This window comes from Paenibacillus xylanexedens, assembly GCF_001908275.1.
Lineage (GTDB): Bacteria > Bacillota > Bacilli > Paenibacillales > Paenibacillaceae > Paenibacillus > Paenibacillus xylanexedens_A.
Map to the genome: position 1 here is coordinate 2,765,415 of NZ_CP018620.1, position 25,256 is coordinate 2,790,670.

The 25,256-nt window shown below is 48.2% G+C and carries 27 protein-coding genes; 23 read left to right on the forward strand and 4 right to left on the reverse strand.

The window, feature by feature from the left end:
* Nucleotides 1-38: 38 nt before the first annotated feature.
* The 4 genes from BS614_RS12405 (at nucleotide 39) to BS614_RS12420 (ending at nucleotide 5,479) form a co-directional block, all read left to right on the forward strand.
* A complete protein-coding gene (locus BS614_RS12405; RefSeq protein ID WP_074094253.1) occupies nucleotides 39-1,556 on the forward strand; it encodes a sulfatase family protein in 1,518 nt (505 codons plus the stop codon).
* Between the two features lie 150 nt (nucleotides 1,557-1,706).
* Nucleotides 1,707-3,605, forward strand: a complete 1,899-nt coding sequence (locus BS614_RS12410) for a rhamnogalacturonan lyase family protein (protein WP_074094254.1) — start codon at nucleotides 1,707-1,709, stop codon at nucleotides 3,603-3,605.
* 86 nt (nucleotides 3,606-3,691) lie between these two features.
* A complete protein-coding gene (locus tag BS614_RS12415; RefSeq protein WP_084174884.1) occupies nucleotides 3,692-4,702 on the forward strand; it encodes a formylglycine-generating enzyme family protein in 1,011 nt (336 codons plus the stop codon).
* A gap of 168 nt (nucleotides 4,703-4,870) precedes the next feature.
* A complete protein-coding gene (locus tag BS614_RS12420; protein ID WP_074094256.1) occupies nucleotides 4,871-5,479 on the forward strand; it encodes a DUF1349 domain-containing protein in 609 nt (202 codons plus the stop codon).
* Between the two features lie 26 nt (nucleotides 5,480-5,505).
* Here BS614_RS12420 and BS614_RS12425 read toward each other — a convergent pair whose 3' ends face one another.
* Together BS614_RS12425 and BS614_RS12430 are read right to left on the reverse strand one after the other, a co-directional pair.
* Entirely contained in the window at nucleotides 5,506-6,612 is a 1,107-nt protein-coding gene (locus BS614_RS12425; RefSeq protein ID WP_074094257.1) for an MFS transporter, read from the reverse strand.
* Between the two features lie 88 nt (nucleotides 6,613-6,700).
* A complete protein-coding gene (locus BS614_RS12430) occupies nucleotides 6,701-7,231 on the reverse strand; it encodes a TetR/AcrR family transcriptional regulator (RefSeq protein WP_074094258.1) in 531 nt (176 codons plus the stop codon).
* A 235-nt stretch (nucleotides 7,232-7,466) separates the two neighbouring features.
* Here BS614_RS12430 and BS614_RS12435 point away from each other — a divergent pair, with 235 nt between their 5' ends.
* From BS614_RS12435 to BS614_RS12445, 3 genes are all read left to right on the forward strand, one after another.
* Nucleotides 7,467-8,312 (forward strand): AraC family transcriptional regulator, encoded by an 846-nt coding sequence (locus tag BS614_RS12435; RefSeq protein ID WP_074094259.1) that lies wholly within the window; start codon nucleotides 7,467-7,469, stop codon nucleotides 8,310-8,312.
* A gap of 214 nt (nucleotides 8,313-8,526) precedes the next feature.
* Nucleotides 8,527-9,078, forward strand: a complete 552-nt coding sequence (locus BS614_RS12440) for a nucleotidyltransferase family protein (RefSeq protein ID WP_074094260.1) — start codon at nucleotides 8,527-8,529, stop codon at nucleotides 9,076-9,078.
* A 50-nt stretch (nucleotides 9,079-9,128) separates the two neighbouring features.
* Entirely contained in the window at nucleotides 9,129-9,863 is a 735-nt protein-coding gene (locus BS614_RS12445; RefSeq protein ID WP_084174512.1) for a YdcF family protein, read from the forward strand.
* Nucleotides 9,864-9,963: 100 nt separating this feature from the next.
* On the opposite strand, the gene BS614_RS12450 is transcribed toward BS614_RS12445, so the two are convergent.
* Together BS614_RS12450 and BS614_RS12455 are read right to left on the reverse strand one after the other, a co-directional pair.
* Nucleotides 9,964-11,283, reverse strand: coding sequence for a M56 family metallopeptidase (locus tag BS614_RS12450; RefSeq protein WP_244898312.1), 1,320 nt, complete (start codon nucleotides 11,281-11,283; stop codon nucleotides 9,964-9,966).
* Nucleotides 11,284-11,289: 6 nt separating this feature from the next.
* Nucleotides 11,290-11,664 carry a BlaI/MecI/CopY family transcriptional regulator gene (locus BS614_RS12455; RefSeq protein ID WP_074094262.1) on the reverse strand — a complete coding sequence of 125 codons (375 nt, stop codon included), beginning with the start codon at nucleotides 11,662-11,664 and terminating at the stop codon, nucleotides 11,290-11,292.
* A gap of 167 nt (nucleotides 11,665-11,831) precedes the next feature.
* Between BS614_RS12455 and BS614_RS12460 the strand changes: the two genes are divergently transcribed.
* The 16 genes from BS614_RS12460 (at nucleotide 11,832) to murI (ending at nucleotide 25,253) form a co-directional block, all read left to right on the forward strand.
* Nucleotides 11,832-12,353, forward strand: a complete 522-nt coding sequence (locus tag BS614_RS12460) for a hypothetical protein (RefSeq protein ID WP_074094263.1) — start codon at nucleotides 11,832-11,834, stop codon at nucleotides 12,351-12,353.
* A gap of 116 nt (nucleotides 12,354-12,469) precedes the next feature.
* Nucleotides 12,470-13,360, forward strand: a complete 891-nt coding sequence (locus BS614_RS12465) for a TIGR01777 family oxidoreductase (protein ID WP_074094264.1) — start codon at nucleotides 12,470-12,472, stop codon at nucleotides 13,358-13,360.
* A 561-nt stretch (nucleotides 13,361-13,921) separates the two neighbouring features.
* Complete coding sequence (locus BS614_RS12470; protein ID WP_074094265.1) at nucleotides 13,922-14,923, forward strand: beta-ketoacyl-ACP synthase III; 1,002 nt, start codon at nucleotides 13,922-13,924, stop codon at nucleotides 14,921-14,923.
* Complete coding sequence (locus BS614_RS12475) at nucleotides 14,913-16,205, forward strand: ATP-grasp domain-containing protein (protein WP_084174514.1); 1,293 nt, start codon at nucleotides 14,913-14,915, stop codon at nucleotides 16,203-16,205. The genes BS614_RS12470 and BS614_RS12475 overlap by 11 nt, the downstream gene beginning before the upstream one ends.
* Complete coding sequence (locus BS614_RS12480; RefSeq protein WP_074094266.1) at nucleotides 16,202-17,197, forward strand: NAD-dependent epimerase/dehydratase family protein; 996 nt, start codon at nucleotides 16,202-16,204, stop codon at nucleotides 17,195-17,197. Before BS614_RS12475 ends, BS614_RS12480 begins: the two co-directional genes overlap by 4 nt.
* Entirely contained in the window at nucleotides 17,191-18,051 is an 861-nt protein-coding gene (locus BS614_RS12485; protein ID WP_074094267.1) for an MBL fold metallo-hydrolase, read from the forward strand. Before BS614_RS12480 ends, BS614_RS12485 begins: the two co-directional genes overlap by 7 nt.
* A complete protein-coding gene (locus tag BS614_RS12490) occupies nucleotides 18,048-19,376 on the forward strand; it encodes a F390 synthetase-related protein (RefSeq protein ID WP_074094268.1) in 1,329 nt (442 codons plus the stop codon). The genes BS614_RS12485 and BS614_RS12490 overlap by 4 nt, the downstream gene beginning before the upstream one ends.
* Before the next feature lie 68 nt (nucleotides 19,377-19,444).
* Nucleotides 19,445-20,365 carry an SDR family oxidoreductase gene (locus tag BS614_RS12495; RefSeq protein WP_244898313.1) on the forward strand — a complete coding sequence of 307 codons (921 nt, stop codon included), beginning with the start codon at nucleotides 19,445-19,447 and terminating at the stop codon, nucleotides 20,363-20,365.
* Nucleotides 20,366-20,579: 214 nt separating this feature from the next.
* Nucleotides 20,580-21,161 (forward strand): DJ-1/PfpI family protein, encoded by a 582-nt coding sequence (locus tag BS614_RS12500; RefSeq protein WP_074094269.1) that lies wholly within the window; start codon nucleotides 20,580-20,582, stop codon nucleotides 21,159-21,161.
* On the forward strand, nucleotides 21,158-21,736 hold the full coding sequence (locus tag BS614_RS12505; RefSeq protein ID WP_074094270.1) for a GNAT family N-acetyltransferase: 579 nt from the start codon (nucleotides 21,158-21,160) through the stop codon (nucleotides 21,734-21,736). Before BS614_RS12500 ends, BS614_RS12505 begins: the two co-directional genes overlap by 4 nt.
* Nucleotides 21,733-22,608, forward strand: a complete 876-nt coding sequence (locus tag BS614_RS12510; RefSeq protein WP_074094271.1) for a serine/threonine-protein kinase — start codon at nucleotides 21,733-21,735, stop codon at nucleotides 22,606-22,608. Before BS614_RS12505 ends, BS614_RS12510 begins: the two co-directional genes overlap by 4 nt.
* 98 nt (nucleotides 22,609-22,706) lie before the next feature.
* A complete protein-coding gene (locus BS614_RS32375) occupies nucleotides 22,707-22,832 on the forward strand; it encodes a hypothetical protein (protein WP_280523086.1) in 126 nt (41 codons plus the stop codon).
* Nucleotides 22,833-22,891: 59 nt separating this feature from the next.
* Nucleotides 22,892-23,551 carry a GNAT family N-acetyltransferase gene (locus BS614_RS12515; protein ID WP_167544401.1) on the forward strand — a complete coding sequence of 220 codons (660 nt, stop codon included), beginning with the start codon at nucleotides 22,892-22,894 and terminating at the stop codon, nucleotides 23,549-23,551.
* Nucleotides 23,551-23,769 carry a hypothetical protein gene (locus BS614_RS12520; RefSeq protein ID WP_074094273.1) on the forward strand — a complete coding sequence of 73 codons (219 nt, stop codon included), beginning with the start codon at nucleotides 23,551-23,553 and terminating at the stop codon, nucleotides 23,767-23,769. Before BS614_RS12515 ends, BS614_RS12520 begins: the two co-directional genes overlap by 1 nt.
* 67 nt (nucleotides 23,770-23,836) lie before the next feature.
* Nucleotides 23,837-24,223, forward strand: coding sequence for a hypothetical protein (locus BS614_RS12525; protein ID WP_074094274.1), 387 nt, complete (start codon nucleotides 23,837-23,839; stop codon nucleotides 24,221-24,223).
* A 247-nt stretch (nucleotides 24,224-24,470) separates the two neighbouring features.
* On the forward strand, nucleotides 24,471-25,253 hold the full coding sequence (gene murI, locus BS614_RS12530) for a glutamate racemase (protein WP_074094275.1): 783 nt from the start codon (nucleotides 24,471-24,473) through the stop codon (nucleotides 25,251-25,253).
* The last annotated feature ends 3 nt before the right edge of the window (nucleotides 25,254-25,256 follow it).

Sequence of the window (25,256 nt, forward strand, 5' to 3'; positions counted from 1 at the left end):
CGCCTTAGTTTTCAGCCCAAAGGAGAGTGGGATGTGACGTGTCACAGGACAAGCCAAATATTATTTTTCTCATGACAGATCAGCAACGATGGGACTGTATTGGAACGTTCAATGAACATATTCATACACCGAATCTCGATAAACTTGCAGCCGAGGGAATCACTTTCCGCGATGCAGTTTGCCAATCGCCAATGTGTGCGCCAAGTCGAAGCTCCATGATGATGGGGTATTATCCGTCACAGCTTGGGGTTCGAACGAATTATGGCGGATTGTTTGAGGAAGACAAGTTGCCCTCCGAACCTTTGCCGGAGTTGATGCACCGCGCAGGGTATCAGACAGCCGGATTCGGGAAAACGCATTGGAACCATAGCGAGAGCGTAGATGAGCCTTCCACGCGAGGGTTTGAAGTAAGATCCATCGGACTTTCCCGTCAAAGTGGTCATTATGAACAGGGAGCGACAATGATGGGTGACACCCATCCCGAAGCACTGGAAGCCTACCATCAGGAGACCAAGGATTTTGGTAGCGGTGAGGAAAATGTCAATGGTTATACAGGGCTTACGAGTCAGATTCCGATGAATCAGCACAGGGATGGCTGGGTAGCCGAACAGGCGCTGCAATTTTTGGATGAAGGGGTAGACCCGGAGCGGCCGTTATTTTTTTATCTGTCTTTCCTGAAGCCTCATGCCGGGTTCAATGTACCGAAAACATTCGAAGACTTGTATAGGCTGGAAGATATCCCGGATATCCCGCAACCGCCTTGGGAGGATGAAATGCACACTCACCTGGCAGCTTCCGATGAATTGAATTCGAATAGTCGACAGTCGTATCTCGACAAGAAGAAGGTATGGGACCAGCGCAGTTCGGAGGAGCGAAGGTGGACTACGTTAAGGTACTGGGCGAATTGCTCCTGGCTCGATCATTACTTTGGACTCGCTTTGGAGAAGTTGGAGAACCTGGGAAGGCTGGAGAACGCGCTGATTGTATTTGTCTCGGATCATGGAGAGATGCTGGGGGAACGACAGTTTCGCTTCACCAAATATAATCTGTATGACAGCAGCGTGAGGGTGCCGCTTATCTTGTCTGGTACCCACATTAAGGAGCAGAAGCGCGGAACGATCGACCAGGGGCCTGCGGAGTTGGTGGATCTGGTGCCCACTTTGACGCGTGCAGCCGGACTTCAAGCGAATCCGATGCTGCCTGGTGTCGATCTGCTGGGCGATCTCCGGCATCGCGGAACGTTCTGTGAATTCCATGGGAAGGGAGTAACGGCACCTCATTCGGCTCCGGCCTATATGTGGCGAACTGCGGAGTGGAAGCTCATTCTGTACCTGGAAGGTTCTGTCGCAGAGTCTGCATCCAGAGTGCATGAAACGAAGGGGGAATTGTATCACCTGACGGTTGACCCTCATGAGTGGACGAACCTGTATGATGAGGAGCAGCATGCTGTAATTCGGGAGCAACTAAAGACCGAACTGCTGATGCATCTGGCTGTCAGTTGGGCGAAAGGCCCCTTTTTCTATGATCGTGGAGGAACCAAGCCGTTAGAGCGGTAGATAGACCCTGTTGACCGGGCATCCGGAGGCAAAGCAGTTATTGCTGATCCAGATCAGTCGATCTCATTAGATTGGCTCGTGGGGACAGAGATAACCGACTTTGCTCTTTTTGTAAGCATATACTAACCAATCGACGGAGGGGAATTGTAAATGAAAACCAAATCAACTGTGGTCAAAGGAACAAAAGTACTATTCACATTGCTGTTAAGTGGCGTTATTGGATGGACAGGCCTTGTTTCACCGGGAGGGGGAGTACTTCAGGCAGATGCCGCAGAAGGGTCTGCACCACGTCTGGTTGAAAATCTGGGACGCGGCCTTACTGCGATATATCTGGGAGAGAACAAGGTATATCTGAGCTGGCGTCTGCTTGGGACCGAACCGCAGCAGGTTACATTTGATATCTATCGTCGGACGGGTACAGAAGAGGTGAAGCTGAATGACCAGCCTTTGACACAGGGAACCAATTATACGGACACCAATGTAGATGTAACCCAGAGCCATACGTATATCGTGAAGTCTTATGTGGAGGATAGCTTACAGGATGCGAGTGACGAGGTCGTATTGGCAGCCAATCCCGAGATCCGCAATTACTTCAGTATTCCATTGCAAAATATAACATCCAATCCGTCCGATTATTTTGTGCAGCATGGCTGGCCTGGGGATCTGGACGGTGATGGGGAATATGAATACGTGGTCACCCGCATTCCGGTGAACGGAGGCAATAAATATGTGGAGGCCTACAGTCTGACCGAAGGTTTCCTGTGGCGGATTGATCTGGGGCCATACAGTGTCACAACGATAGATACATATAATGCGCCGCCTGCTTCCGTCAGTGAATTTGGAGTGCCGGGACTTGGCGGCTGGCGGGACAACGACAATATAACGGTATTTGATCTGGACAGTGACGGGAAGGCTGAAGTGCTGCTGCGTACCTTTGAAGGGGTAACGTTTGCAGATGGTCAGGTCGTTCCTGCGACAACGGAGCGTGCTCAATATGTGTCCGTCGTGGATGGACTGACCGGAACAGAAGCGGCACGCACAGCGATAACCAATGATTATGCAGCCGATGGTCCCCTCAGTGGGCACTTTGGCATTGCTTATCTGGATGGTGAACATCCAAGCCTGATTACGGCGCTTAAGAATCGTGCGCTCAGCCGCAACTTTCAGTATGTGACGTCAGCCTATGACTATGCAGGCGGTGCCCTGACCGAGCGTTGGAGACATGCGGGAGCGGACGGTGAGTTTTTCCACCAGATTCGTATACTGGATCTTGACGGGGATGGGAAGGATGAGGTGTCATTCGGAGGCTGGGCGCTGGATGATAACGGAGAGACCTTATACAGTCTGCCGGGTGTAGTCCATGGCGATCGTTTTCACATTACAGACATTGATCCGGATCGACCGGGGCTGGAGCAATTCGGGATTCAGCAGGCGGAGAACGGAAACGTCAATCAATTCCCTTGGTTTTATGCCGATGCGGCGACGGGCGAGATCATTCGTACAGGGGAAATCCCGCAGGACGTCGCACGGGGAACACTGGCGGATATTGATCCAACGCACCATGGGCTTGAGATGTGGTCCAGTTCAGGCAATATCTACAATGTGCACGGTGAGGTGATCAGCTCAGTTCAGCCCTCAACCAATTTCAGAATTTGGTGGGATGGTGATGTGCTCGGCGAGCTGCTGGATAAGAATTTTGTGGAAAAGTGGGATTGGGAGCAGAACACAACAACACGTCTGTTTACAGCCGATGATGTTCGCGTGAATTCCAGAAACGCCCCTGTGCTCTATGGTGATCTGCTCGGGGATTGGAGAGAGGAAATTCTCTATGAAACGAGTGATTTCACAGCATTGCGTCTGTATACAACAACGATACCATCCGATGTTCGCATCTACACGTTGCCGCATAACCCGGCCTACCGCAATGGGCTAGCGGTGAAAGGATATATGCAATCCTTGTTGACGGATTATTATCTGGGTGAAGGAATGACAACACCAACCGTTCCGGACATTCTTCCCGTCGTGTACAATGAGGATCAGGAATCTTAAATCAGGGGAAGGGGATGCTTCAGATGCATGGTCAGATATCCAAAAAGGAAACTTCCTGCTGTTGTTCTGCGAGTCGGAGCGGCAGGATGGAAGTGAAAATTCAATCAGAGGACAAGCCCGAATTGACGGCTACCCGTGACATGAGTGTAGCGTCTGACAATGCATCTCCACTTTCCGTTGACCGCCTACCGCTTAGTGCGCTGGGAGGAGATGATGGATACATCGCTGGGCGAAACGACAGGGACCGCATATGGATTGAAGGTGGAAGGTTCCTTATGGGCACCAATGATCCGGAAGCTTTTGCAAGTGATGGGGAAGGGCCAGTCCGGGAAACCCAGGTAGACTCCTTTTATCTGGATGAATGCACGGTGACCAATGCGCAGTTTGGACAGTTTGTGAGGGAGACAGGTTATCGAACGGAGGCCGAGCGATTCGGCTGGTCCTTTGTTTTTCATTTATTCGTTTCTTCGCAAACGGCTGCTCATGTTCGTACTGTGGTGCAGTCAACGCCCTGGTGGTGGGTTGTTGAAGGTGCGGACTGGTCTCATCCCGAAGGACCTGACTCTGATGCAAATGACAGGGCTGACCATCCCGTTATCCATGTCTCCTGGAACGATGCCAATGCGTATTGTGACTGGGCGGGTAAGCGCCTGCCCTCAGAAGCCGAGTGGGAATATGCAGCCCGAGGTGGATTAATCCAGAAGAAATATCCCTGGGGTGACGTTCTGCGGCCGGATGGACAGCACCAGTGCAATATCTGGCAAGGAACCTTTCCAACTCAAAATAATGCCGCAGATGGTTATGCGGGTACAGCTCCATCCCGATCCTTTACTGCGAACGGATATGGATTGTACAACATGTCAGGTAATGTATGGGAATGGTGCGCTGACAACTATGTTACGGATCATGAGAAGTCTATACTTACTGAGATTGTTGCTTCTCCCGATGAAGTTCGCAAGGTGTTAAAAGGCGGTTCCTACCTTTGCCACCGTTCCTATTGCAACCGGTACAGAGTGGCAGCACGGATTCCCAATACGTCGGATACATCCACCGGACATATCGGTTTTAGATGTGCATCCGATGTATTGTCGGTATAGCGTGCTATTGATATGAAATACCGAATACGATTATGTATATATAAGGATTACAAGCGACTCATGTGAGTCGCTTTTTTCCTTTTACTGATCCAAAAGGATAATTCCGTTATTTCACGAATACAACAGAGAACTCAGCGAATTCAAAATCACAGACAAAGGGTGTGCCACATGACGAATCTATTCGAACATTGTTCAGGTCAAACATTATCTGCCAACCTGGGATGGCTGAACGAGCCAGCAGATTGGTCCATTGAAGACGGCAAAGTAACGATAACCGTTTCGCCAATCAGTGACTTTTTCATTGATCCGGGAGGTGAGCCGGTGAAAGCTTCAGCTCCATTTTTACATACGATAGTAAAGGGAGATTTCAGCATCGTCGCTCAAGTACAGGTGGACATGAAAGAACAGTATGACTCGGGTTGCCTGATGGTGAGGGTGGACGATACGAATTGGGCTAAAGTTTGCTTTGAGTATTTTGAAGAACAGCCGTCTATTCTTAGTGTTGTTACTCGTGGTAACTCGGATGATTGTGTATCCGCACCTGTAGACGTTAACAAGCCTTATTTACGTGTAGCCCGGGCAGGCAACAGCTTTGCTTTCCATTATTCTCAAGATGGAGAGAAGTGGAAGCTGGTTCGTTATTTCGGACTCGACTGCCCGGAAGAGATCAAAGTTGGCATTGTGGCCCAATCCCCCATTGGGCAGGGGACAACGGTTACTTTTACAAATGTACAGCTTCAACATGGGGCGACCGGAAGTGTTCGCCGAGTAGAATAACAGTGATCAGAAGGTCGTTCTGTCATTTATTTCACCCGAATTAGCAATCCGAACAGGCCGAGTACAGCAAAGGCCAGAAATGCCGTTGTATTGGAAAACACTTCAATCGTGTAACCTGCCATGGATGAGCCAAGGAATTGCCCAACACCCAGCGCGAGAAAGGCGAGACTAATTCCGATGGATACATTCGGACTGAATAGTCTCGTGGCCCAAACGATAAATACACTGGTCAGGAAAATATACGTGCTGCCAAACATGATCGCAGAGATGAGGCTGGCAGTCATCGATGGCAGAAGGATAACCCCGAGCGAAATAGCCAATAACAGTATGCCTATTCGGTAGGACCACCCAATCTCGATCCGTTCAATAATGCGACCAGCGCATCCACCGAGTATCCCCATAACCCCCATCACAATCCAGAACAACACGGCTTCCGAATCGGAGGCCCCTTTCTCGTCTGTGAGGAAGTTCCGGGCAAAGGTCCAGTAGATTGCAGAACTGAAACCTGTCAACAGACAAGCCATGAGCAGAGCAGACCCTGGTCTGGTAGGTTTCATACATGTCCAGAGAGACTTGGTACAAGGCAGTGTCTTGGTTGCCGGAATAACACGTCTGTTCCACAAAAGAACCACAACACCGATTACAGCAAACAGGATGTAGGTTAGACGCCAGTAATCCGTGAACAGCCAGTAGAGTGGACCCGATATTACAATCCCGAAGCTGGTTCCGGTGTTAATCCAACTGTTGCCTCTTGCTTGAAGATCGGGAGCAAGCTCGGCATTAACCGTGTTACCGAGGGCTGGAGAGGCCCAGCCTGTACTCAAACCGGCTAGAAATATACTAAATGTAAGAACCCAGGCATTCTGAGCCAGGGCAATGCCGGTTAATCCGAGCACTGCGCTGATCCCTGCCAATTGAATGACATAATGATGTCCCTTGCGATTAATCAACAGTGGTGCAGTTAGAAGGGACAGACAGTAGGCAATATACGTTCCTGAGTTAATCGCGCCAGAGGCTGCATCATTCAATTGTAAGGCTTCCGAAATTTCCGGCATAAACAATCCATAACTGAATCGCCCGAATGCATAACATACAGCGATAAGTGCAATGCCTGGAAAGATAATTTTTTTCATTAAATCCACCGCCTTTTAGATAGAACGATCATTATATTTCTTATTAAATAAAAAAGTGAGTTGAACTACTAACTCACCCGGAATCGCATTACTTGAAACTGGTCTGCGTCATATGGATCAGTTCACGGCAGACGTCATTTACATTTTCTGTCTCAGCAAGTGCCGTGGAACCCTCCAGCAGCAGGGAGAATCGCAATAGATCTCGATCACTTGCAACAGGCGCCAATGTTTGGATTAACGTTCGCATATGTCTTTTATGCGCATTTACTGTCTGCACGATGATATGGTCTGTATGACCTCCGAATTCTTCTTTGGCGCGTAAAAATAAGCAACCTCTTGATTCGTGTTCCTTCAACCAGTTCGCATGTCCTTCAGCCAGATTGAGAAACATAGGTTGTGCTTTATTGTCTGCATATTGCCTGAGCTGTTCTAAATAACGCTGTTCGCGTCGCAAGAGTACCTGGACAATGAGATCATCCTTGGACTCAAAATGATTATATAACGTCATGATGGCAATCCCGGCATCCGTGATAATCCGCTTCAAGCCGATGGAATGGAAGCCGTGAAGGTAGAACAATTCTTCAGCCACGTTCAAAAGTATTTCTTTTTTGCTGCTCATATTCAATGATACTCTCCCTTCAAAATAAGATAGAACGATCATTATACTTGTAGGCTATAATAATTCGTTGACATTGTCAAATTTTGTGACTCCCCTTGTCTTTGGTTAGTTCAAAGCCTGGGCAGGGCGTTATATGAACAACGTCTTTGCACATTAACCGGACATATGAGAGCACAACATGACAGGTTTTTGGGTGGTTTATCCGTTATATTAGACATCAAGGAGTGATTATTACATGAACTGGATCAACGCATTACAGGTCGCTATTCAATATATGGAAGACCACTTGCTCGAAAATATGACGATGGAGCAGATTGCAGCGCAGGCCCATATCTCTCCTTTTCATTTTCAACGTACCTTTGCCTTATTAACTGATGTTACTGTAGCTGAGTACATAAAACGCAGACGATTGACACTGGCGGCACATGAGCTGCTTCAAAGTGATCACAAAATCATTGATCTGGCGTTTAAATACGGTTACGACACACCGGAATCTTTCTCCAAAGCATTTCGTAGACAACATGGGATCGCACCCAGTGAGGCTCGTAAGAATAGTAAAGCTGTCCAATCGTATAATCGTCTGGTGATTCAAGTGAGTCTTAAAGGAGCAGAGCCGATGAAATATAAAATCGTTGAACATCCCGAATTTACGTTGGTCGGAGTAAAGCAGACTTTCTCATATGCAGATGGAGAACATCTGCAAGGCATCGGGAAGATGTGGCAGGAAGCGTGGACAAGCGGTACAGAGGATCGTTTATTTGAATTGAACAATGGGGATATTCCAGGGTTACTCGGTGTCGTTGTGGATCAGAGTGAAATTCAGGAGAAACAGATGCAATACTGGATTGCTACAACTTACGATGGTGAAGTACCGGAAGGATTATCAAGCTTCACCATGCCTGCTTCCAAATGGAGTGTATTTGAAGTAGAAGGCCCGATGCCGGAAAGTATGCAGCTTCTGTGGAAACGGATTATTTCGGAATGGTTTCCATCCAATCCTTATGAGCACGCATATATGCCGGAACTGGAAGTATACCCGGGGCCCAATCAACCGCCGCAAATCTGGATACCGATTAAATAAATTTTAACCGTTTCAAACTCGATCATTGTAGCCCATAAACACTCGGATAACCGAAGCTGTTTATGGGTTATTTGGTTGTGATTAATCAGGGATTCGAAGTTGTACAGAGGATGTTCAAGCGTTGTTCATTTTATTGCAGATAGGTAAACATGATATATTGGAATGAAGGTTAACAGCTATAAGAGGACAATGAGGTAAACCGCAGGAGGCAGATATGTTATATGAGGACCCATTCATTCAGACGATCATTAAACACGAGCATTTAATGCATGACCTGCGGCGAGTTCGTAGTCTCCATTTGCCTCAAAGTTACATAGGTGCAGGATATATTCGTAATTACATCTGGGATGTTCTGCATGGATATGATCTTCGTGAACTTCACAGCGATATTGATGTTGTCTATTATGATGCACAAGACTTGAGTGAGGAGCGAGACATACAGCTCGAACAACAGCTTTGTGAGGAGACGGGCAATTCAAAGTGGTCGGTCAAAAATCAGGCGAGAATGCATCTGCGCAATGGCACAGTTCCTAATCATTCTACTGAAGATGCTCTTCGCTACTGGCCAGAAGTTGTGACTGCTATAGCAGTACAGTTGGATGAAGAGGATCGGGTGAACATCTGTGCTCCGCATGGTTTGCATGATCTGTATCATCTTATAGTCCGCAAAAGTCCATTCTTCACGGATGCTGACTATTATAATCAGAGAGTACAGAAGAAGCGCTGGCAGGAACAATGGCCGAAACTAACGATAATAACAGCTTGAATAATAAATGATTTGCTGAATAGCGGGTACAAGAAGGAGTGTCTACGGATTTGATAAAAAAGTTCTTACAAAAAAATGGACTGATCATTGATCTTGTCCTGTTGGCATGTTTTGTGGCATTTCTGATCTTCTGGGGCCAAAGATTCCCAGTCATGTTATTCGGAATGATTACGGTGGCTTTTATCGTTCTAAGACGGATCGACTATCAGAAGCATGTTATTCTGAAACGGATTATCCTTACCGGATTTGGCGTGGTTGCCGTCTCTTTTGTTATTATCGAAGCACTTTTATTCACACAGCTTGGTGCGAATGATCCGGAAGAAGCGGACTATGTCATTATTCTGGGTTCAGGCATCCGTGGAACGGAATTGTCATTGACCCTAAAACAAAGGTTGGATGCCAGTCTGGACTACATTCGCAGTCACCCTCAGACACCGGTCATTGTATCGGGTGGACAGGGACCCGGGGAATCGATTCCTGAAGCGCTTGCCATGAAAAACTATCTGATTGAACAGGGGGTTAACCCCGCCCAAGTGATTATGGAAGATCGCTCCACAAGTACACAGGAGAATTTGGCCTTTTCCAAAAAAATCATTCTTGAATCCGGGTTAGAGCATCCCGAGATCATGATTGTCACCAGTGACTATCATATGTTCCGCTCCAAATATATTGCTGCCAAGAACGGTTATGCGGCAGAATATGGCATATCGGCCCCGTCACCGGGTTATCTGAAACCCGTCAACATGATCCGTGAATATTTTGCTACGATCAAAACATTTATTTAATGCACATGACAGAAAAACGGAAACAGGACGAAGCTGGAGATCTATGATCTATGCTTCGTCTTGTTTGCATATAAGGATGTTATTGATCCTTAACGATAGGTTATTTTTCTGAAGGAGCAGGTACAGCTTTGGTGACCTGGGCCTCGGAAGGGACGGATACGATTTCAGGAGATCCACCCATAGAAGGAACAGTTGCTGCTTCTACAACTTTAGCCTCAGAAGGTTTAGTAGTAGAAGGTACAGTAGCAGACGGAACTGGCACAGCTTCGGAAACTTCATCCTCAGGGAGAGCCACGATTTCAGGAGTTTCGGAAGTGGAAGGAGCAGTTACAGCTTCGGAAATTCCGACCTTGTTGGGAGAAGCTACGATTTCAGAAGATCCATCAGTAGAAGGAACAGGCACAGCTTCAGTAGCATGGGCCTCTACTTTAACTGTGTGGTTTGATGCCCATACGGCAGTGGACGTACTTACACCTGTAATAAGCAGGAGGGCTCCCATACTTAACATCCAATGTTTCTTTTTCAGTTTCTTTACATTAAACATAATCATCAATCTCCTTTTTAATTGTTTGCCTTCACCCGATAGGGACGAACAAAATTGAGCAGGTATTTTCTTGGTTCCCGCCATCACATTTAAAATTGTCTCACCATATCGTCTTCGTTCTTCGTGGGACATCTCTTTCACCACATCTTCATCACAGGCCAACTCGCTCCAAGTATGAATGTCAAGACGAATCATATGAATCAGGGGATTGAACCAGTGCAGTGCACTAACCCCCAAGGTCACAGCCTTGACCCACAGATCTTTATGTTTTAGATGTACCAACTCATGATGAATTACCATGCTGATGTCCATTTTCACCGTATTTTCGGGTGGCAGATATATCGTTGGTTTAAACAAGCCAACCAGTATAGGGCTACGTACTAGAGTGCTGTGAGCAAGCGTGATATTGCGTTTGAGACCCAAAGCCTCTTTGATTAATGGTAGCTGTATAGCTGCCTCACTATTACAGAGGACTGACGTACGTGTACGAGATAATTCATTCAAAAATCTCCGATAACAGTACACCTGCCATGCAGAAAAACCTATGACTCCAATGCCCCATACGAATAACAAGAACCAGGCTGTAGTTACCGAAATGGTTTGTTCCGGGATAAACGTTCCTGCGAGTAAGAGCGAAGCTGTTGCATTCTCCGTACCCTGTGTAGTTGATGTCGTTTGGAATGCCATATCCAAAAGCCATGAAAGGCCAAGAGATACCGGGAACAGATAAAACAAGATAGCCATTTTACCGAGTCTGTAGAGCCACTTGGTCGGAAAAACAGATACGGGTATAAGTCGTAGTGCCAAAATACAAACAGAAACGATACTTCCCGCCACGGTCAGGCTGCACAGAATTTCAAAAAAGATGTTCATCATCTGCACCTACTTTTCCGAAAGCCATTTTTTCAGTTCTGAAATGTCATCGTCTGAAAGCTTGTCGCCATCATACATGGCCGAAACCAAATTTTTAACTGAACCTTGGTAGAGTCCATCAATAACGTGCTGCGTTTCCTGTAGTTTGTAATCTTCGGGTTGTAGAAGAGGTACATAATCATTGGTTCGTCCACGTCTCGTGACGGTAAGTGCGCCTTTATCCACCAACCGTGATAGAAAGGTAGACATGGTCTGCGCTTTCCACGCTTTCCCCTTCTCAGCGAATATGTCTAATAGTTCTGTCGAGGTGACCGGTGGGGCGCATGACCATATAACGACCATTAACTCCATTTCTGTTTCGGATAATTTTTGAATCTGGTTCACAGTGAACACTCCTTAACATCGTTATGCGCCCATAACGATTGTATTACTACACTACGTAGTACGCATAAACTACTACAACTTGTAGTGGATAGTCAAGTTATCCTGATAGATGATTGCCAAACCATGTTATAATATAGGTCATTAATAGAAGAACGATGTAGGAGTGAATGATCATTACAGCATATCAATTACCTGCTCTCTATGAGCAGAAGCGAGTTTCAATGCACGAGATGGAAGAGATTGTACGCCTGTTAGCCCAGGCACCGCTATTATACGATGATGGACAGAGCATTCAGGTTCAGGATTACATGGGAGGCTTGGAGGTCGAACTTGAGCATGAGGTACGCCGTGCAGTGACCGAGTTGTATGAACTGGCTGTTCAGGCCTGCCGCGTCTTCGCTGATCCATTGGCGTACGAACAACTTCAGGATGCGCTTGGGTTACAGGCTGAGTTATGGCAGGAGGAAGTGCTTACTCTTGCAAAGTGGATGGACTGGCTGAAGCAGATCAGCGAAGGAAAGAAAACACTGCCAGAGTACAACTTTACAGCGATGCTTGGGAACTTGCCGGACGGATTCATGATCCATGATTTTTATGATGAACTCCGATATCAACTGGAACAAAACCCTGCAAACGAATGGGCAATCAAAGAGCGGGATCGTTTGTACGCAGCCCTGGGTGCGAAATAAATCAAACCAACGGGTCACCGGCGGTGTTAATCTAATATCTGCATTTTGCATGTATAGAAACATTTTGATCTATTTCTTGCGAAATCTTTACCCAGTATGGGAAATGAGGGGATACCGTGAAGAAGGTTGTATTAGCTGGTGGAACGGGATTTGTCGGACAGGATTTTGCCCAAAGATTCAAGAAACTAGGTTATGAGGTGTTAATTATCTCGCGTCAGCCCGGTCATATTGCTTGGGAGGATCGTGCAGGAATCATAGAGGTACTGGAAGAAGCAGAGATGTTAATTAACCTGGCAGGTAAATCGGTGAACTGCCGTTATACGGAGGAGAATCGCAAAGCCATTCTGGAATCCAGAACCCGTACCACGCGTATTCTCGGCGAAGCCGTTCTGGCTTGTAATCATCCTCCCGAACTATGGATTAATTCGAGTACAGCGACCATATACAGACATGCTGAAGATCGTCCCATGACGGAAAAAGAGGGCGAGATTGGCTCTGGCTTCTCGGTCGACGTTGCCAAGGCATGGGAACAGGCTTTCTTTGAATTCAGTCTGCCGTCTACGCGTCAGATTGCACTGCGAATTGCGATTGTGCTGGGCGAGGGTGGCGTGATGGTGCCCATGACGAACCTCGTCCGTTTTGGATTGGGAGGATCTCAAGGTGCAGGAACACAGCAGTTCAGCTGGATTCATATCGAGGATCTCTTCCGCATGGTGATCTATCTGCAAGAGCATCCACACTTGAATGGTGTGTTCAATGCGTCCTCTCCGCATCCGGTGACGAATCGGGAGCTAATGGCGCGTCTGAGAGAACAGATGGGTGTGCGGATTGGACTGCCTTCTCCTCGCTGGATGCTTGAACTGGGCGCATGTTTCATACAGACCGAGACGGAACTGGTTCTCAAAAGTCGTTGGGTGATTCCAGAGCGATTGGAGAGGGAAGGCTTCACGTTCACATACGGTACACTAGATGCAGCTCTTGCCGAGATTTTGAATAAGAAGAAATGACACTTCATAACAAAAGAAAACACAACAGGAAGGGCAGAGGCATCTGCCCTTTATTATATATTTTAAGGTTTACGTCATGGCGTTTCGCCATTTGAGGTGGAGGATTCATTTCATTTATATATGTTCAACTAAACATTTACACGATAACGGAGAGGACAGAAATAACTTGAAGAAGCGAAGCGTTCGCCTACAAGCTTTCTGAAAGAAAGCTGCATCGGAAGCATATGCTTATCCCCGGATTTTCCCTTTTTAAGAAGGGAATCAAAAAAATCTGGGGATAACAGCGATCGGAAGGTTGTTCTGTCATCGGAGTGTCTGTGTAAATACTAATTAGCTGAACTTATAGAGGTTTTTCAAAAAGTCCGCTTTTGATTACGAAGGATGCCTATCGGCATCATCAGCATCGAATATGGAATTCAGCCGAAATGTCCGTTGCTCACGTAGTTTTCCTACGCTCCGCTACTCCATTTCTAGCTTCATCCCATCTTCTCGGTACTGAAAACCGGTCTTTTTGAATACGAACTTATATATCAGTCAGATGAACAGAAAGAGGTTGGGGAAATGCAACTTAGAAGAGTAAGGATCGCGGGAACAGGGAAGTACCTGCCTGAACAGGAAGTCACCGATGAGGAACTGGATCGCCGCTTAGACGTGCCTGCGGGCTGGGTCAGCAAAGCCACAGGTGTAGGTGTGCGCCATTATGCTTCGGGTGAAGAAACCTCCTCTTTCATGGGCGCGCGGGCTGCGCAAGCTGCACTGGCGGATGCAGGATTACAATTCAGTGATATCGACTGTCTGGTGTGTACCAGTGGCACGAAGGAACAACCGCTGCCAAGTACGGCGGTATTTATCCAGCAGGCTATGGGGCAGGAAGATTCTGGCGTACCTGCTTTTGATATGGATGCAACCTGCCTGAGTTTCCTGAACGGACTCGATGTGATCTCCTATATGGTAGATGCTGGACGTTACCGGCGAGTACTGCTCGTAGCCACCGAGATTGCCTCAGCCGGACTAAATTGGTCTGATAAAGAAAGTGCGGCCCTGTTCGGAGATGGAGCGGCCGCTGTTATTATTGAGCGTTCGCCTGAAGGGTCATCCTCTCAGATTGTACATGCTTCCCTTCAAACCTACAGCCGAGGTGCTCGCTTCTCGGAGATTGCCGGTGGAGGTACACGGCTGCATGCTTCGAATTATAAGGCAGATCAGCCTGAACCCTACCTATTTCATATGGATGGACAGGCGATCTTCCGCATGGCTTCCAGACTTTTGCCTGGCTTCATCAGCGATATGCTGCAGGCTACCGGGAATCGAATGGAGGATTTCCAATTGGTCATTCCCCATCAGGGAAGTGCCATGGCGATGAGACTGATCCGTAAGAAGCTTGGCATTGCTGAAGATCGATTTATGGACATCACACGAAATCACGGCAATACGATCGCGGCATCTATCCCGATGGGTCTGCATGAAGCGATTAGACAACAGCGTATTCAGCGTGGAGATCGGGTGTTGATGATTGGCACGGCTGCCGGATTATCATTGGGAGGACTCATTTTTGACTACTAGATCTGGGGAAACCGGACATCGTACATCTGCTTCTCTCCGTGTGTTGCTTACAGGCGGAAGGGCTCCTGTAACGCTTGATCTGGCACGCATGCTTCATCGAGCAGGCCATCGGGTCTATGTTGCGGAGAGTGCCGTACGGCATCTGACCAGATTATCTCGTGCAGTGGAACAGTGTGCTGTGGTCCCGTCGCCACGTCATGAGACACATGCTTATCTGGCGGAGCTGGAAAGGTTGATTCAGGATTGGCAGATTGACCTGTTGATTCCGATGTGTGAAGAAGTCTTCTATGTTGCTCAAGGGGCAGACAGACTGCGTGTACATTGCCGTGTCCTGGTTACAACTCTGGAGCAATTACATGAGCTGCACCATAAATATAATTTTATCAAGCTTGCAGGGTCACTCGGTCTTTCGGTTCCGGATACACGCCTGATCACCAGTCGGGAGGAATGGATGGGAGCTCAGTCTGTTCTGGGAAAAGTAGGAGATTGGGTGTGGAAACCGGTGTATTCCCGCTTTGCAGCCAAAGTTCGCATGCCAACACTCATGACCGATGACACTGGGGTAGGGACGGATCAGGAAGGAAACGTAAGCGAAAAGAAACGTCGACATTTCTGTAACGACCCTCCGGAAGAAGGGCAGTTATCCGTTGCTTCCCCTTGGGTTGCACAGGCCTACATTCCTGGTCAGATGTTATGTACATACAGCATAGCGCATGAAGGGCAACTGGTTGCACATGCCACTTACGACAGTCGCTATCGTACAGGAAGCGTGGGAGCCAGTGTCTTTTTTGAACAGGTGGAACATGATGATGCCCTTGCGTGGGTGAGACAATTTGTTGAGGCAACGGGTTTTAGTGGACAGATTGGGTTTGATTTTATAGAAGGTCCGGATGGGCAAGTATATGCAATTGAGTGTAATCCGAGGGCAACGAGTGGGATTCATCTGTTTCACCCCGGAGATGACTTGGTGCGTGCACTGACTGAACCGGAGACGTTGGTCAAAGAAAGAAGAATGATCACGCCCGCACGGGGCAGCAAAGCCATGCTCATGCTTCCCATGCTGGGAAGCGGGGTTCAGCAGATCTTCGGCAAAGGAAAGTTCCGGGCATGGATAGCAGCGTGGCGTGGCACCAGGGATGTGGTCTATGCACGACAGGATCTTCAACCTTTAATGGAACAATTCGGAGTGGTGCTGGCCGCATGGCGTCTGGCAAGATCGCAGAAGTGCTCGCTGACTGAAGCTTTGACTCACGACATAGAATGGAACGGTGAACAACAATGAACAGAGCATTGGTTACAGGAGCTACGGGATGTCTGGGCAGGCATCTCGCGATACGACTTGCACAAGAGGGATGGGAAGTCACTGGCATGGGCCGACAGCCCAAAGTTGGGGCAGAACTTGAGTTGGCAGGAATCCGATTCCTGAATGGAGATATACGGGATGAGGCTGTCGTGAACGAAGCGTGTACGGGACAGGATGTGGTGTTTCACTGTGCAGCTCTATCCTCGCCATGGGGCCGTTATCGTGACTTTTATAGCAGTAATGTAGAAGGCACACAAAACCTCATTGATGTCTGCCTGCATCATGAGGTACAGCGATTCATACATGTCTCAACTCCAAGTATATATTTTAACTACATACCGCGATTTAACGTACATGAGAATGACCCGTTGCCATCCAAATCAGCCAATCATTATGCAGCCACGAAGCTTCTCGCTGAGCAGGTTGTAATGGAGGGGCATGCGAAGGGACTTCCGTCGATCATGATTCGACCGCGAGCGATCTTTGGTCCGTATGATCAGACGTTATTTCCCAGAATTGTCGCAGCAAACGCAAAATCGGGCGTGCCCATGATCGGTGGTGGACAGGCATTAATCGATCTGACATGTGTGGATAACGTGGTGGATGCCCTATTATTGTGCCGAGATGTTGATGCCACAGCACTCGGCAGAGCCTACAATATCTCCAATGGCGATCCGAGGGCGTTCAGTGAGTTGGTGAGCAGCCTGTTTGGCATGCTGGATATGCCCTTGCATCGTCGAAACATTCCTTATCGGATGGCATATGGTGTGGCAGCGTTGCTGGAGCGAGTTCATGGCTATATTCCTGCGTTGGGTGAGCCTGCGTTAACAAGGTATACAGTCGGCTCCTTATCCATCCCACAGACGTTGGATATTACGGATGCACAGGAGCAATTGGGATACATCCCTCGGGTGTCCATTGAAGAGGGATTGCAACAATTTGCAGACTGGTGGAGGGCTGAATCATGCTGACGACAACTCCGGTAAAACTATATTTGGGTGCGGCGGGTTACTGTACACATCCAGAGTTTCTGACGCTGCGTGGTGGTCGATGGAGCCCAGTACCTTTCCCGGCAGGATTTGCCTGCATCATTCATCCCGTACATGGACCGATCCTGCTGGATACGGGATATAGTTCCCGCTTTTTCGAGGAGACGGCTCATTTGCCTAACGCACTGTATCGTCATATTACACCAGTGGTCTATCGTGAGGAGGATAGTGCCGTTCATTTTCTGGCTGGGCTTGGACTGAAAGCTTCCGATATTCGGTATATCATCCTCTCTCATTTTCACGGCGATCACATCGCGGGTGTGCGAGATTTCCCGGAGGCACAATTCATCTATCTGCCAAGAGCCTATGATGCTGTGCGCTCACTTGGTCCGATTGCGGCTGTAAAAGCAGGCTTTCTTGCCGGGCTGTTACCCGAGAATTTTATGGCCAGATCATGGCCTGTTACGCGTCAGCCTGAGCGATGGACAAGAGCGGGGGAAGCTTTCCCTTTTGATGAGGTCTACGATATCTTTGGCGATGGCAGTCTGCTGGGGGTGGATGTATCCGGTCATGCAGAAGGCATGATGGGACTCCTGCTGCGTACGGAAGAACATGACTATTTTCTCTGCGCGGACGCGGTGTGGTCGAGTCGGGCTTTTCGTGAACAGCGCAGACCGAACATTCTTGCTGGAATCATTATGTCGGATCGACAGCAGTATGGACGGAACTTTGATCGACTGGTTCAGCTGCATCAGCAGTTTCCCCACATTCGGATTGTGCCGAGTCATTGTCGAGATGCACTGGACGCTTGGGGTGAAGGAGGGCCAGCACGATGAGTAATACCTTTCGTATTGTGGTTCATTATGCACTCGCACGTGGGCTGCGAACATGGAAGGCACGAGAACAACTGGAGCGCTGGCAAGAACGCCGGATTATTCGGCATGTTCATCAGATTCGTGCCCGATCTCCATTTTACGAGAAGTGGTGGGGGAGATTGGACGCATCCGACTGGAGAAGCTTTCCCTTGATTGACAAATCAATCATGATGGAGCACTTCGATACACTGAACACGGTGGGCATTACCAAGGACGAAGCGCTGGTTCTTGCGGGTGAAAGTGAAGAAACACGCGATTTCAAACCTTCCATTCAAGGTGTGACGGTTGGACTGTCTTCGGGGACGTCAGGGAATCGGGGGATATTTTTGGTGAGTGATCGGGAGCAGGATGCGTGGACGGGCACAGTGCTGGCTAAGTTGCTTCCTGGTGGACTGTGGAAACCTGCGAAGATTGCGTTTTTCCTGCGGGCCAACAGTAATCTGTATGAATCGGTGCAACGTGGCAAATTGCAGTTTGAGTACTTTGATCTGCTGGAGCGTGTGGAGACCTTGGTGAATCGGCTGGAAACCTACCAACCTACCGTGTGGGTGGCTCCTCCATCCATGCTGCGTCTGTTGGCGGATGCCTATGTGGCAGGCCACCTGACCGCTGTACCGGATAAAATCATCTCTGTTGCCGAGGTGCTGGACCCCCTGGATCGCAAGGTGTTGGAGCAGGTCTTCGGACAGACCGTTCATCAAGTCTATCAGTGTACGGAAGGATTTCTGGGTGCGACCTGTCGTTATGGCACACTGCATTTGAATGAAGATATCGTGCATATTGAAAAAGAGTTCATTGATCCCGCCACCCTGCGGTTCGTGCCCATTATTACGGACTTCTCCAGAACATCACAGCCGATCATCCGGTATCGGTTGAATGATATTCTGACCGAGGCGGCGCTGCCATGTGCCTGTGGTTCCCCGTTTACCGCCATTGAGCGGATTGAAGGCCGCTGTGATGACACGCTTTATTTTTCAAACATGCATACGGATGAGGCGGTACCGGTCTTTCCGGATTTCGTTACCCGTTCGGTCATTGCGGCTTCGCCGGATATTGAACATTATCGTGTGGTGCAGCAAGGAGACGGAACAATGGAAGTATCTCTTCGACTTGGCGGGAGCGCAGTGATGGAGCAGGTCGAGACGGATGTACGGGGTGAACTGATGAAGCTGGGAGAGCGTCTGGAATGTACCCTACCTGAGATCAGATTTGTTCCGTATACGTTTGAACCGGGACTTACGAAGCTGCGCAGGGTGGAGAGACGAGATAACGGAGTGGCGGATTAAGCAACAGGGGTCGTGCGGTATAGGTAGGAACGGAAGTAAGTAATTTACCGAGGAAAGAAGGACACACCGTGACAGCAGAGGAACACTTAACAAAGGACGGCCAGGGGCGCATTAACACGGGTCTTGGTGCAGTGAAGAAGACAAAGGAGAGAGCGAACGCTCCGGTGGCCTTAATTACGGGTACATCCAGTGGTTTTGGTATGCTCACCGCAATCACCCTTGCTAAGCAGGGGTATCTTGTTGTTGCTACAATGCGTGATCTGAGTCGAAGAGAAGAATTGGTGAAACTGGCTGAACAGGCGGGGTTAGCTGAACGTTTGCAATATGTGCAACTGGACGTGACCGATGCTGAATCCGTGCAGAAAGCTGTGCGGTCCGTACTTCATAATAATGGCCGAATCGACATGCTGGTGAACAATGCAGGATTTGCGGTGGGCGGGTTCATTGAGGAAGTATCGATGGAGGATTGGCGGCGCCAGATGGAAACGAATCTATTTGGATTAATCGCCGTGACACGTGCGGTCCTGCCTGTGATGCGTGAACAGAAGCAGGGGCTGATTATTAACTTGTCCAGTGTAAGTGGGTTGTCCGGTTTTCCAGGGTATGCGCCCTATGCTGCCTCCAAATTCGCTGTGGAAGGATTCACGGAAAGTTTGCGTCATGAGATATCTTCGTTCGGTGTTCGGGTGGTATTAGTTGAGCCTGGATCTTATCGCACGCCGATCTGGAATAAAGGTTTGGGTGAGATTCATCGGAGCGAGGACTCTCCGTATAAACATAAACTGGATGCGGTTCTTCGTTATTCCCAACATGCAAGCGAGACGGCACCTGATCCACAGGAGGTAGCTGATCTGATTGGCCGAATTGCACGGATGCGTGCACCAAGGCTTCGATATGCGCTGGGAAAAGGTTCGCGTGTGCTCATCATAGGCAAAGCCGTGCTACCCTGGAAGTGGCTGGAGCGGATTATCGCCCGTGGTTTAAAATAGAGATTAGGTAGGAGCCAAAATTGTACAGTTTGCGAATAGGAGGGGTTAGCCATATTCGAATTCATCGTCATTATTTTACTTCTTGCGATTGTGGGTCTGCTCTTTCATATCAATAGCAAGCTGCCAGCGCGTGACCGGGTGAAGGAAGCAATGGAACGTGATCGGAATCAGAAACATAATCAGGATGCTCCAAATTAAAACGCGGAGGTTACCAATGAAAATTGCATTCGTTTTGTTTGATGGACTGACTTTCCTTGATTTTGCAGGGTTTTATGATGTGATCAATCGGTTGAATTTCTTTGAACCAACCAAAGGAACGACGTGGGAAACCTGTGCCATGACAGATCAGGTTACGGATGAGTCTGGTTTAACGATGAAGGTGGATCGAGTGAAGCCTGACCTCTCGGAATATGATCTCGTGTTCATCCCCGGGGGCATGGGAACGCGCAAGCTTCGATATGACGAGGCATTTGTAGGTTGGCTGAGACAGGCTGCGTCTGTACCATTGAAGGTTTCGGTGTGCACAGGCTCTCTGCTGCTGGGTGCAGCTGGTTTTTTATCCGGCAAAAAAGCAACAACACATCCCCGTGCATATAATTTGCTTGAGCCGTATGTCACCGAGGTGATTCAGAAGCGGATTGTAAAAGATGGAAATGTAATTACGGCTGGTGGAGTAGCCACGTCCATTGACCTTGGGATTTATGTTGTTGGGTTGCTTGCAGGACAGGAAGCGGCAGCGAATGTAAAACTTCAGATCGATTATCCTTATGAGATGCAGGGAGTGGTCGAAGAATGAACGAAGGTCGAAAGCAAGAGACCTATATCATTCGCAATATTCAGCGGGATGAAGCAGACATCTACTGGCCTTTGCGACTGGAAGCACTGAAAACACATCCTGAAGCCTTTGGGGCTTCGTTTGAATTGTCCATTCAGATCCCTATGAATGAAGTGCAGGAACGCATACATAATGAGCCCGATGATTATATTCTAGGCGCATATACAACAGAAGGAACACTGGCGGGAATGATGGGTTTCAAAAGGGAACACGGCCTGAAGCTCAGGCACAAAGGCATGATCTGGGGCGTCTATGTTGCTCCGCCATATCGGGGAAGTGGGCTGGCTTCGCGTTTGCTCCGCGAGGTGCTGGATCGGGGAAGACATCTGGAAGGTATCAAGCAGATTAATCTGAGTGTAGTGACAACCAATGAATCAGCCCGACGTTTATACGAGCGATATGGATTTGAAGTTTATGGCATCGAGCGTAACGCGTTGGAAGTCCATGGCCGGGGATATGATGAGGCGCATATGAATTACTTTTATGCGGTGCACTCAACATTGGATGATGATATCACAACAGGAGGAGCCCTATGACAGATCAAGTTGAACTTGAGATCGATGGTATTTCCTTTGTCTTAAAAGAGTCTCATTCTTTTGATTGGTTACGGCCCATGGGTAAGATCTTTCGCGTATTCGATCAGCAGGATTCAGGGAACCTGAGCTTCGGGATTGTGCGAGAGGATGGAAAGAAATTGTTCGTTAAATATGCGGGAGCACATACAATTCATGCGAATCATACGGGAAGTCCCCCGGAAGCCATTCGTAATCTGAAATCATCTGTTTCCGTCTATAAAGATTTGGCACATGACACGTTGATTCGACTAACGGATCATTTTGCAACGGATGAGGGCTATGCCTGTGTCTTCGACTGGGTAGATGGGGAATGTCTGCATTCCCACTGGTATTTTCCGCCTCCAGCCAAGTATGAAGATCCGCGTTCACCTTATTATCGGTTCAGACAGCTTCCAGTGGAGACACGCATTCGGGCGATGGAACAGATTCTGGATTTTCATATCGAGGTGGAACGAAGAGGGTATGTGGCTGTTGATCTGTATGATGGCAGTCTGATCTATGATTTTGACAGAAACTTTATGAGAATTTGTGATATTGATCTGTATCGCAAGGGCTCTTTTACCAATACCATGGGGCGTATGTGGGGTTCTTCCCGCTTTATGTCTCCCGAAGAGTTTGAGCTAGGCGCACCCATAGATGTGGTTACCAATGTATTCAACATGGGGGCAATGGCGTTTGGGTTGCTTGGCGGGGAGAAAGATCGTTCCTATGCCAGATGGGATGCCGGAGAAGCGTTGTATCAGGTTGTGATGCGTGCAGTGAGCGCCGATCGGTCCGAGCGGTATGCAACGATTGCGGAACTCGGTGAGGCATGGAAAGAAGCTACCTTGTAAGGTCAATGAGTGAGTGGGCGGAATTTTCGCAAATATGCAAAATCCATTCGTATGTGTGTGTGAAATCCCGTATAATGGAAATTATTAAGGGGGTGCAGATGATGTGCAGATATGCCTTGTCAGGACCATATAAAGACATCTATGCATGTTTCATTTGTTTGGAGCGGCAGGAAGCTGGTAAAGGCAGTGAAGGCAAACGATTATTGCAAAGGTTAACTTCTTAGTTATGGTTCCAAAATCCAACCTGTCGTCTATGGAAATGTTGAAAATACAGGTGAGCACGTTGTATACAATCAATGAGCAGCAGCGTCTCATAAGCATTAACGAGCCAGGTGGTGGGCAAGCTCCAGCCATTTTTATCGGCATGACTTCTGCTGATTCACTGATCTATTACCATGAGCAGTTACCGCCGGATCTAATGGATGAGTTGGGGAAGGATTGCGAGCTTCCGTTGGATATTCCGAAACTGATTCGCAAGGTGGAAACCTTTGAGCCAGTTAACCGTGTGTGGATGGGACCCGCCTATGCTTTTCCTGAGATATCTCACGAGTGGAATCAGAAGGTTCAGTTGATTGGTCAGGAGCAGCGTTATTCGCTGGCAGAGCATTTCCCTGAATTAACAGACTACTTGTATGAAAAAAGCCCTGTTGCCGCTTATGTTATTGGGGATTCTGCTGTGGCAGTGTGCTGCTCCGCGAGGCTCTCCAATCATGGGGCGGAAGCGAGCCTATATACGGCACCCGGTTATAGAGGACATGGATATGCAGCGGAAACGGTAAAGTGCTGGCAGTATTATGTCAAGGAGCGTGGACGCATGCCAATCTACAGTACATCTTGGGATAATCTCGCTTCACAGCATGTTGCCCGTAAACTCGGATTAATCCAGTTCGGTGTGGATTTCAGTATCACAACTGTGGATTTGAGGAAGGGCTGTGATGTCTGATGATCCGCACTTTCGTACAAAAGGATCTGCAGTATGTCATTGAAGCGCATATCCGAATTTATCGAAACGAGTATAATTATGATCATAGCTTTGCTGAATTTATCACCCATGGCGCGCGTAGATTATATCAATCTGTGGGCTTTGAAGTGAAGGAAGTCCGCAAGCAGATGTTGTCAGGTCAGGGGCTTACCGAAGAACAATGGGAACTTGTTCTGTAGTTGGCCGAGGGCTTGAGCATGAAAGTCGAATCTGTTGCGTTAACTCGTTGTTGAAAGGAGTGGTACAGTGAATCGGAGAAGACTGATTCTGGGTTTGTTATCCGTATGCACAGCATTGACGGTAGCAGCATGTTCGATTCGGACAGAAGACCAAGCATTAACAGCATCGATTGAAAGCAACCTGCAGCAGATGGTTAGCGACCCTGTCCTCCTGACCAGCAGCAATCCGAATGATTATATTGCTGGTAACCGGGAGGCTTACGACGACATCTTGAATACGGGTGAGGAAGGATTGCATCTGCTGCTACAGCAGCTCGAATCCAGTCCGGATAATGGTCTTAAGGAATGGATCATGGCTCAGGCAAGTACTGAAATGCTCGGAGAGCTTAACCCTGTAGAGGCGTGGCATAGTGGCAAGGACTGGCTCAGACAGTATAAAATGAGCGTAGAATAATGGTTTATCTTCTCTATAGTACCTGACTTAGCGGAAGTAATGGAGGGGGCGGAATCGATTCTGAAGAAGCGATAGCGTTCGCCTTTGTTAGCGATCAGAAGAACGATCCGTAACCGGAATGGTTCCCGCAAGCCGTCAAGCACTGTAGTGTGTGATGAGCCGGAAGTACAAACCTCACCTCCAGTCAGCATGAGCAGCATTGAGAGGTTCTTGGAACCCGAAAGAATACATTATAGAGGTGAAATCCTTGAATAAGAAAATTGCTTTTTTTGATTCAGGCATCGGTGGTTTAACCGTTTTGCATAAGGCATTACAACAGTTTCCTGAAGAAAAATTTCTGTATTACGCGGATACCCTGCATGTCCCGTATGGAACCAAGTCTGCGGATGAGGTTAGAGGACATATTTTTGATTGTGTGGAAGCCATCGTTCAGGAGGATGTTCAAGCCATCGTGATTGCTTGTAATACAGCAACAAGTCTGGCTGTGAAGGATCTGCGCGCCAAGTATGATATCCCGATCATTGGCATGGAGCCTGCGGTGAAACCAGCCGTGGAGATGAATCGCAACAGTGGGAAGAGGGTGCTTGTATTTGCTACGGCCCTCACCTTGAGCCAAACCAAGTATAACGAACTGGTATCACGTGTTGATGATCACCACAGTGTGGATTCCATTGCGCTGCCGGAACTTGTGGAGTGGTGTGAACAGCTGGATTTTGAACCGGACAAAATCGCTGATTATTTCCGGTTGAAGCTGGCAGATCTCGATCTTCATGGGTATGGCACAGTGGTGCTTGGTTGCACGCATTATCCATTCTATACGTCCATTCTGCGCACGGTTCTGCCCGATCATATACAGATTATTGATGGCAGTACAGGCACGGTGAACCATCTGAAGCAGCGGCTTGGACTGGTGGCTCAACATGGAGACAGAACAGGGAAACAAGTCACTTTCCTCAGTTCATCAGGCCGACCGGAAGAGCAGGAGAAGATGTACAGTGCACTTCAATATCTTGAGATGAACTCTATGTAGGTT

Bases quoted from the DNA above. Each gene is read 5' to 3' on its own strand.
- BS614_RS12410 (WP_074094254.1), top strand. From the start codon at position 1,707: ATGAAAACCAAATCAACTGTGGTCAAAGGAACAAAAGTACTATTCACA.
- BS614_RS12415 (WP_084174884.1), top strand. From the start codon at position 3,692: ATGGAAGTGAAAATTCAATCAGAGGACAAGCCCGAATTGACGGCTACC.
- BS614_RS12420 (WP_074094256.1), top strand. From the start codon at position 4,871: ATGACGAATCTATTCGAACATTGTTCAGGTCAAACATTATCTGCCAAC.
- BS614_RS12425 (WP_074094257.1), bottom strand. From the start codon at position 6,612: ATGAAAAAAATTATCTTTCCAGGCATTGCACTTATCGCTGTATGTTAT.
- BS614_RS12430 (WP_074094258.1), bottom strand. From the start codon at position 7,231: ATGAGCAGCAAAAAAGAAATACTTTTGAACGTGGCTGAAGAATTGTTC.
- BS614_RS12435 (WP_074094259.1), top strand. From the start codon at position 7,467: ATGAACTGGATCAACGCATTACAGGTCGCTATTCAATATATGGAAGAC.
- BS614_RS12440 (WP_074094260.1), top strand. From the start codon at position 8,527: ATGTTATATGAGGACCCATTCATTCAGACGATCATTAAACACGAGCAT.
- BS614_RS12450 (WP_244898312.1), bottom strand. From the start codon at position 11,283: ATGATGAACATCTTTTTTGAAATTCTGTGCAGCCTGACCGTGGCGGGA.
- BS614_RS12460 (WP_074094263.1), top strand. From the start codon at position 11,832: ATGATCATTACAGCATATCAATTACCTGCTCTCTATGAGCAGAAGCGA.
- BS614_RS12470 (WP_074094265.1), top strand. From the start codon at position 13,922: ATGCAACTTAGAAGAGTAAGGATCGCGGGAACAGGGAAGTACCTGCCT.
- BS614_RS12480 (WP_074094266.1), top strand. From the start codon at position 16,202: ATGAACAGAGCATTGGTTACAGGAGCTACGGGATGTCTGGGCAGGCAT.
- BS614_RS12485 (WP_074094267.1), top strand. From the start codon at position 17,191: ATGCTGACGACAACTCCGGTAAAACTATATTTGGGTGCGGCGGGTTAC.
- BS614_RS12490 (WP_074094268.1), top strand. From the start codon at position 18,048: ATGAGTAATACCTTTCGTATTGTGGTTCATTATGCACTCGCACGTGGG.
- BS614_RS12500 (WP_074094269.1), top strand. From the start codon at position 20,580: ATGAAAATTGCATTCGTTTTGTTTGATGGACTGACTTTCCTTGATTTT.
- BS614_RS12505 (WP_074094270.1), top strand. From the start codon at position 21,158: ATGAACGAAGGTCGAAAGCAAGAGACCTATATCATTCGCAATATTCAG.
- BS614_RS12510 (WP_074094271.1), top strand. From the start codon at position 21,733: ATGACAGATCAAGTTGAACTTGAGATCGATGGTATTTCCTTTGTCTTA.
- BS614_RS32375 (WP_280523086.1), top strand. From the start codon at position 22,707: ATGATGTGCAGATATGCCTTGTCAGGACCATATAAAGACATCTATGCA.
- BS614_RS12520 (WP_074094273.1), top strand. From the start codon at position 23,551: ATGATCCGCACTTTCGTACAAAAGGATCTGCAGTATGTCATTGAAGCG.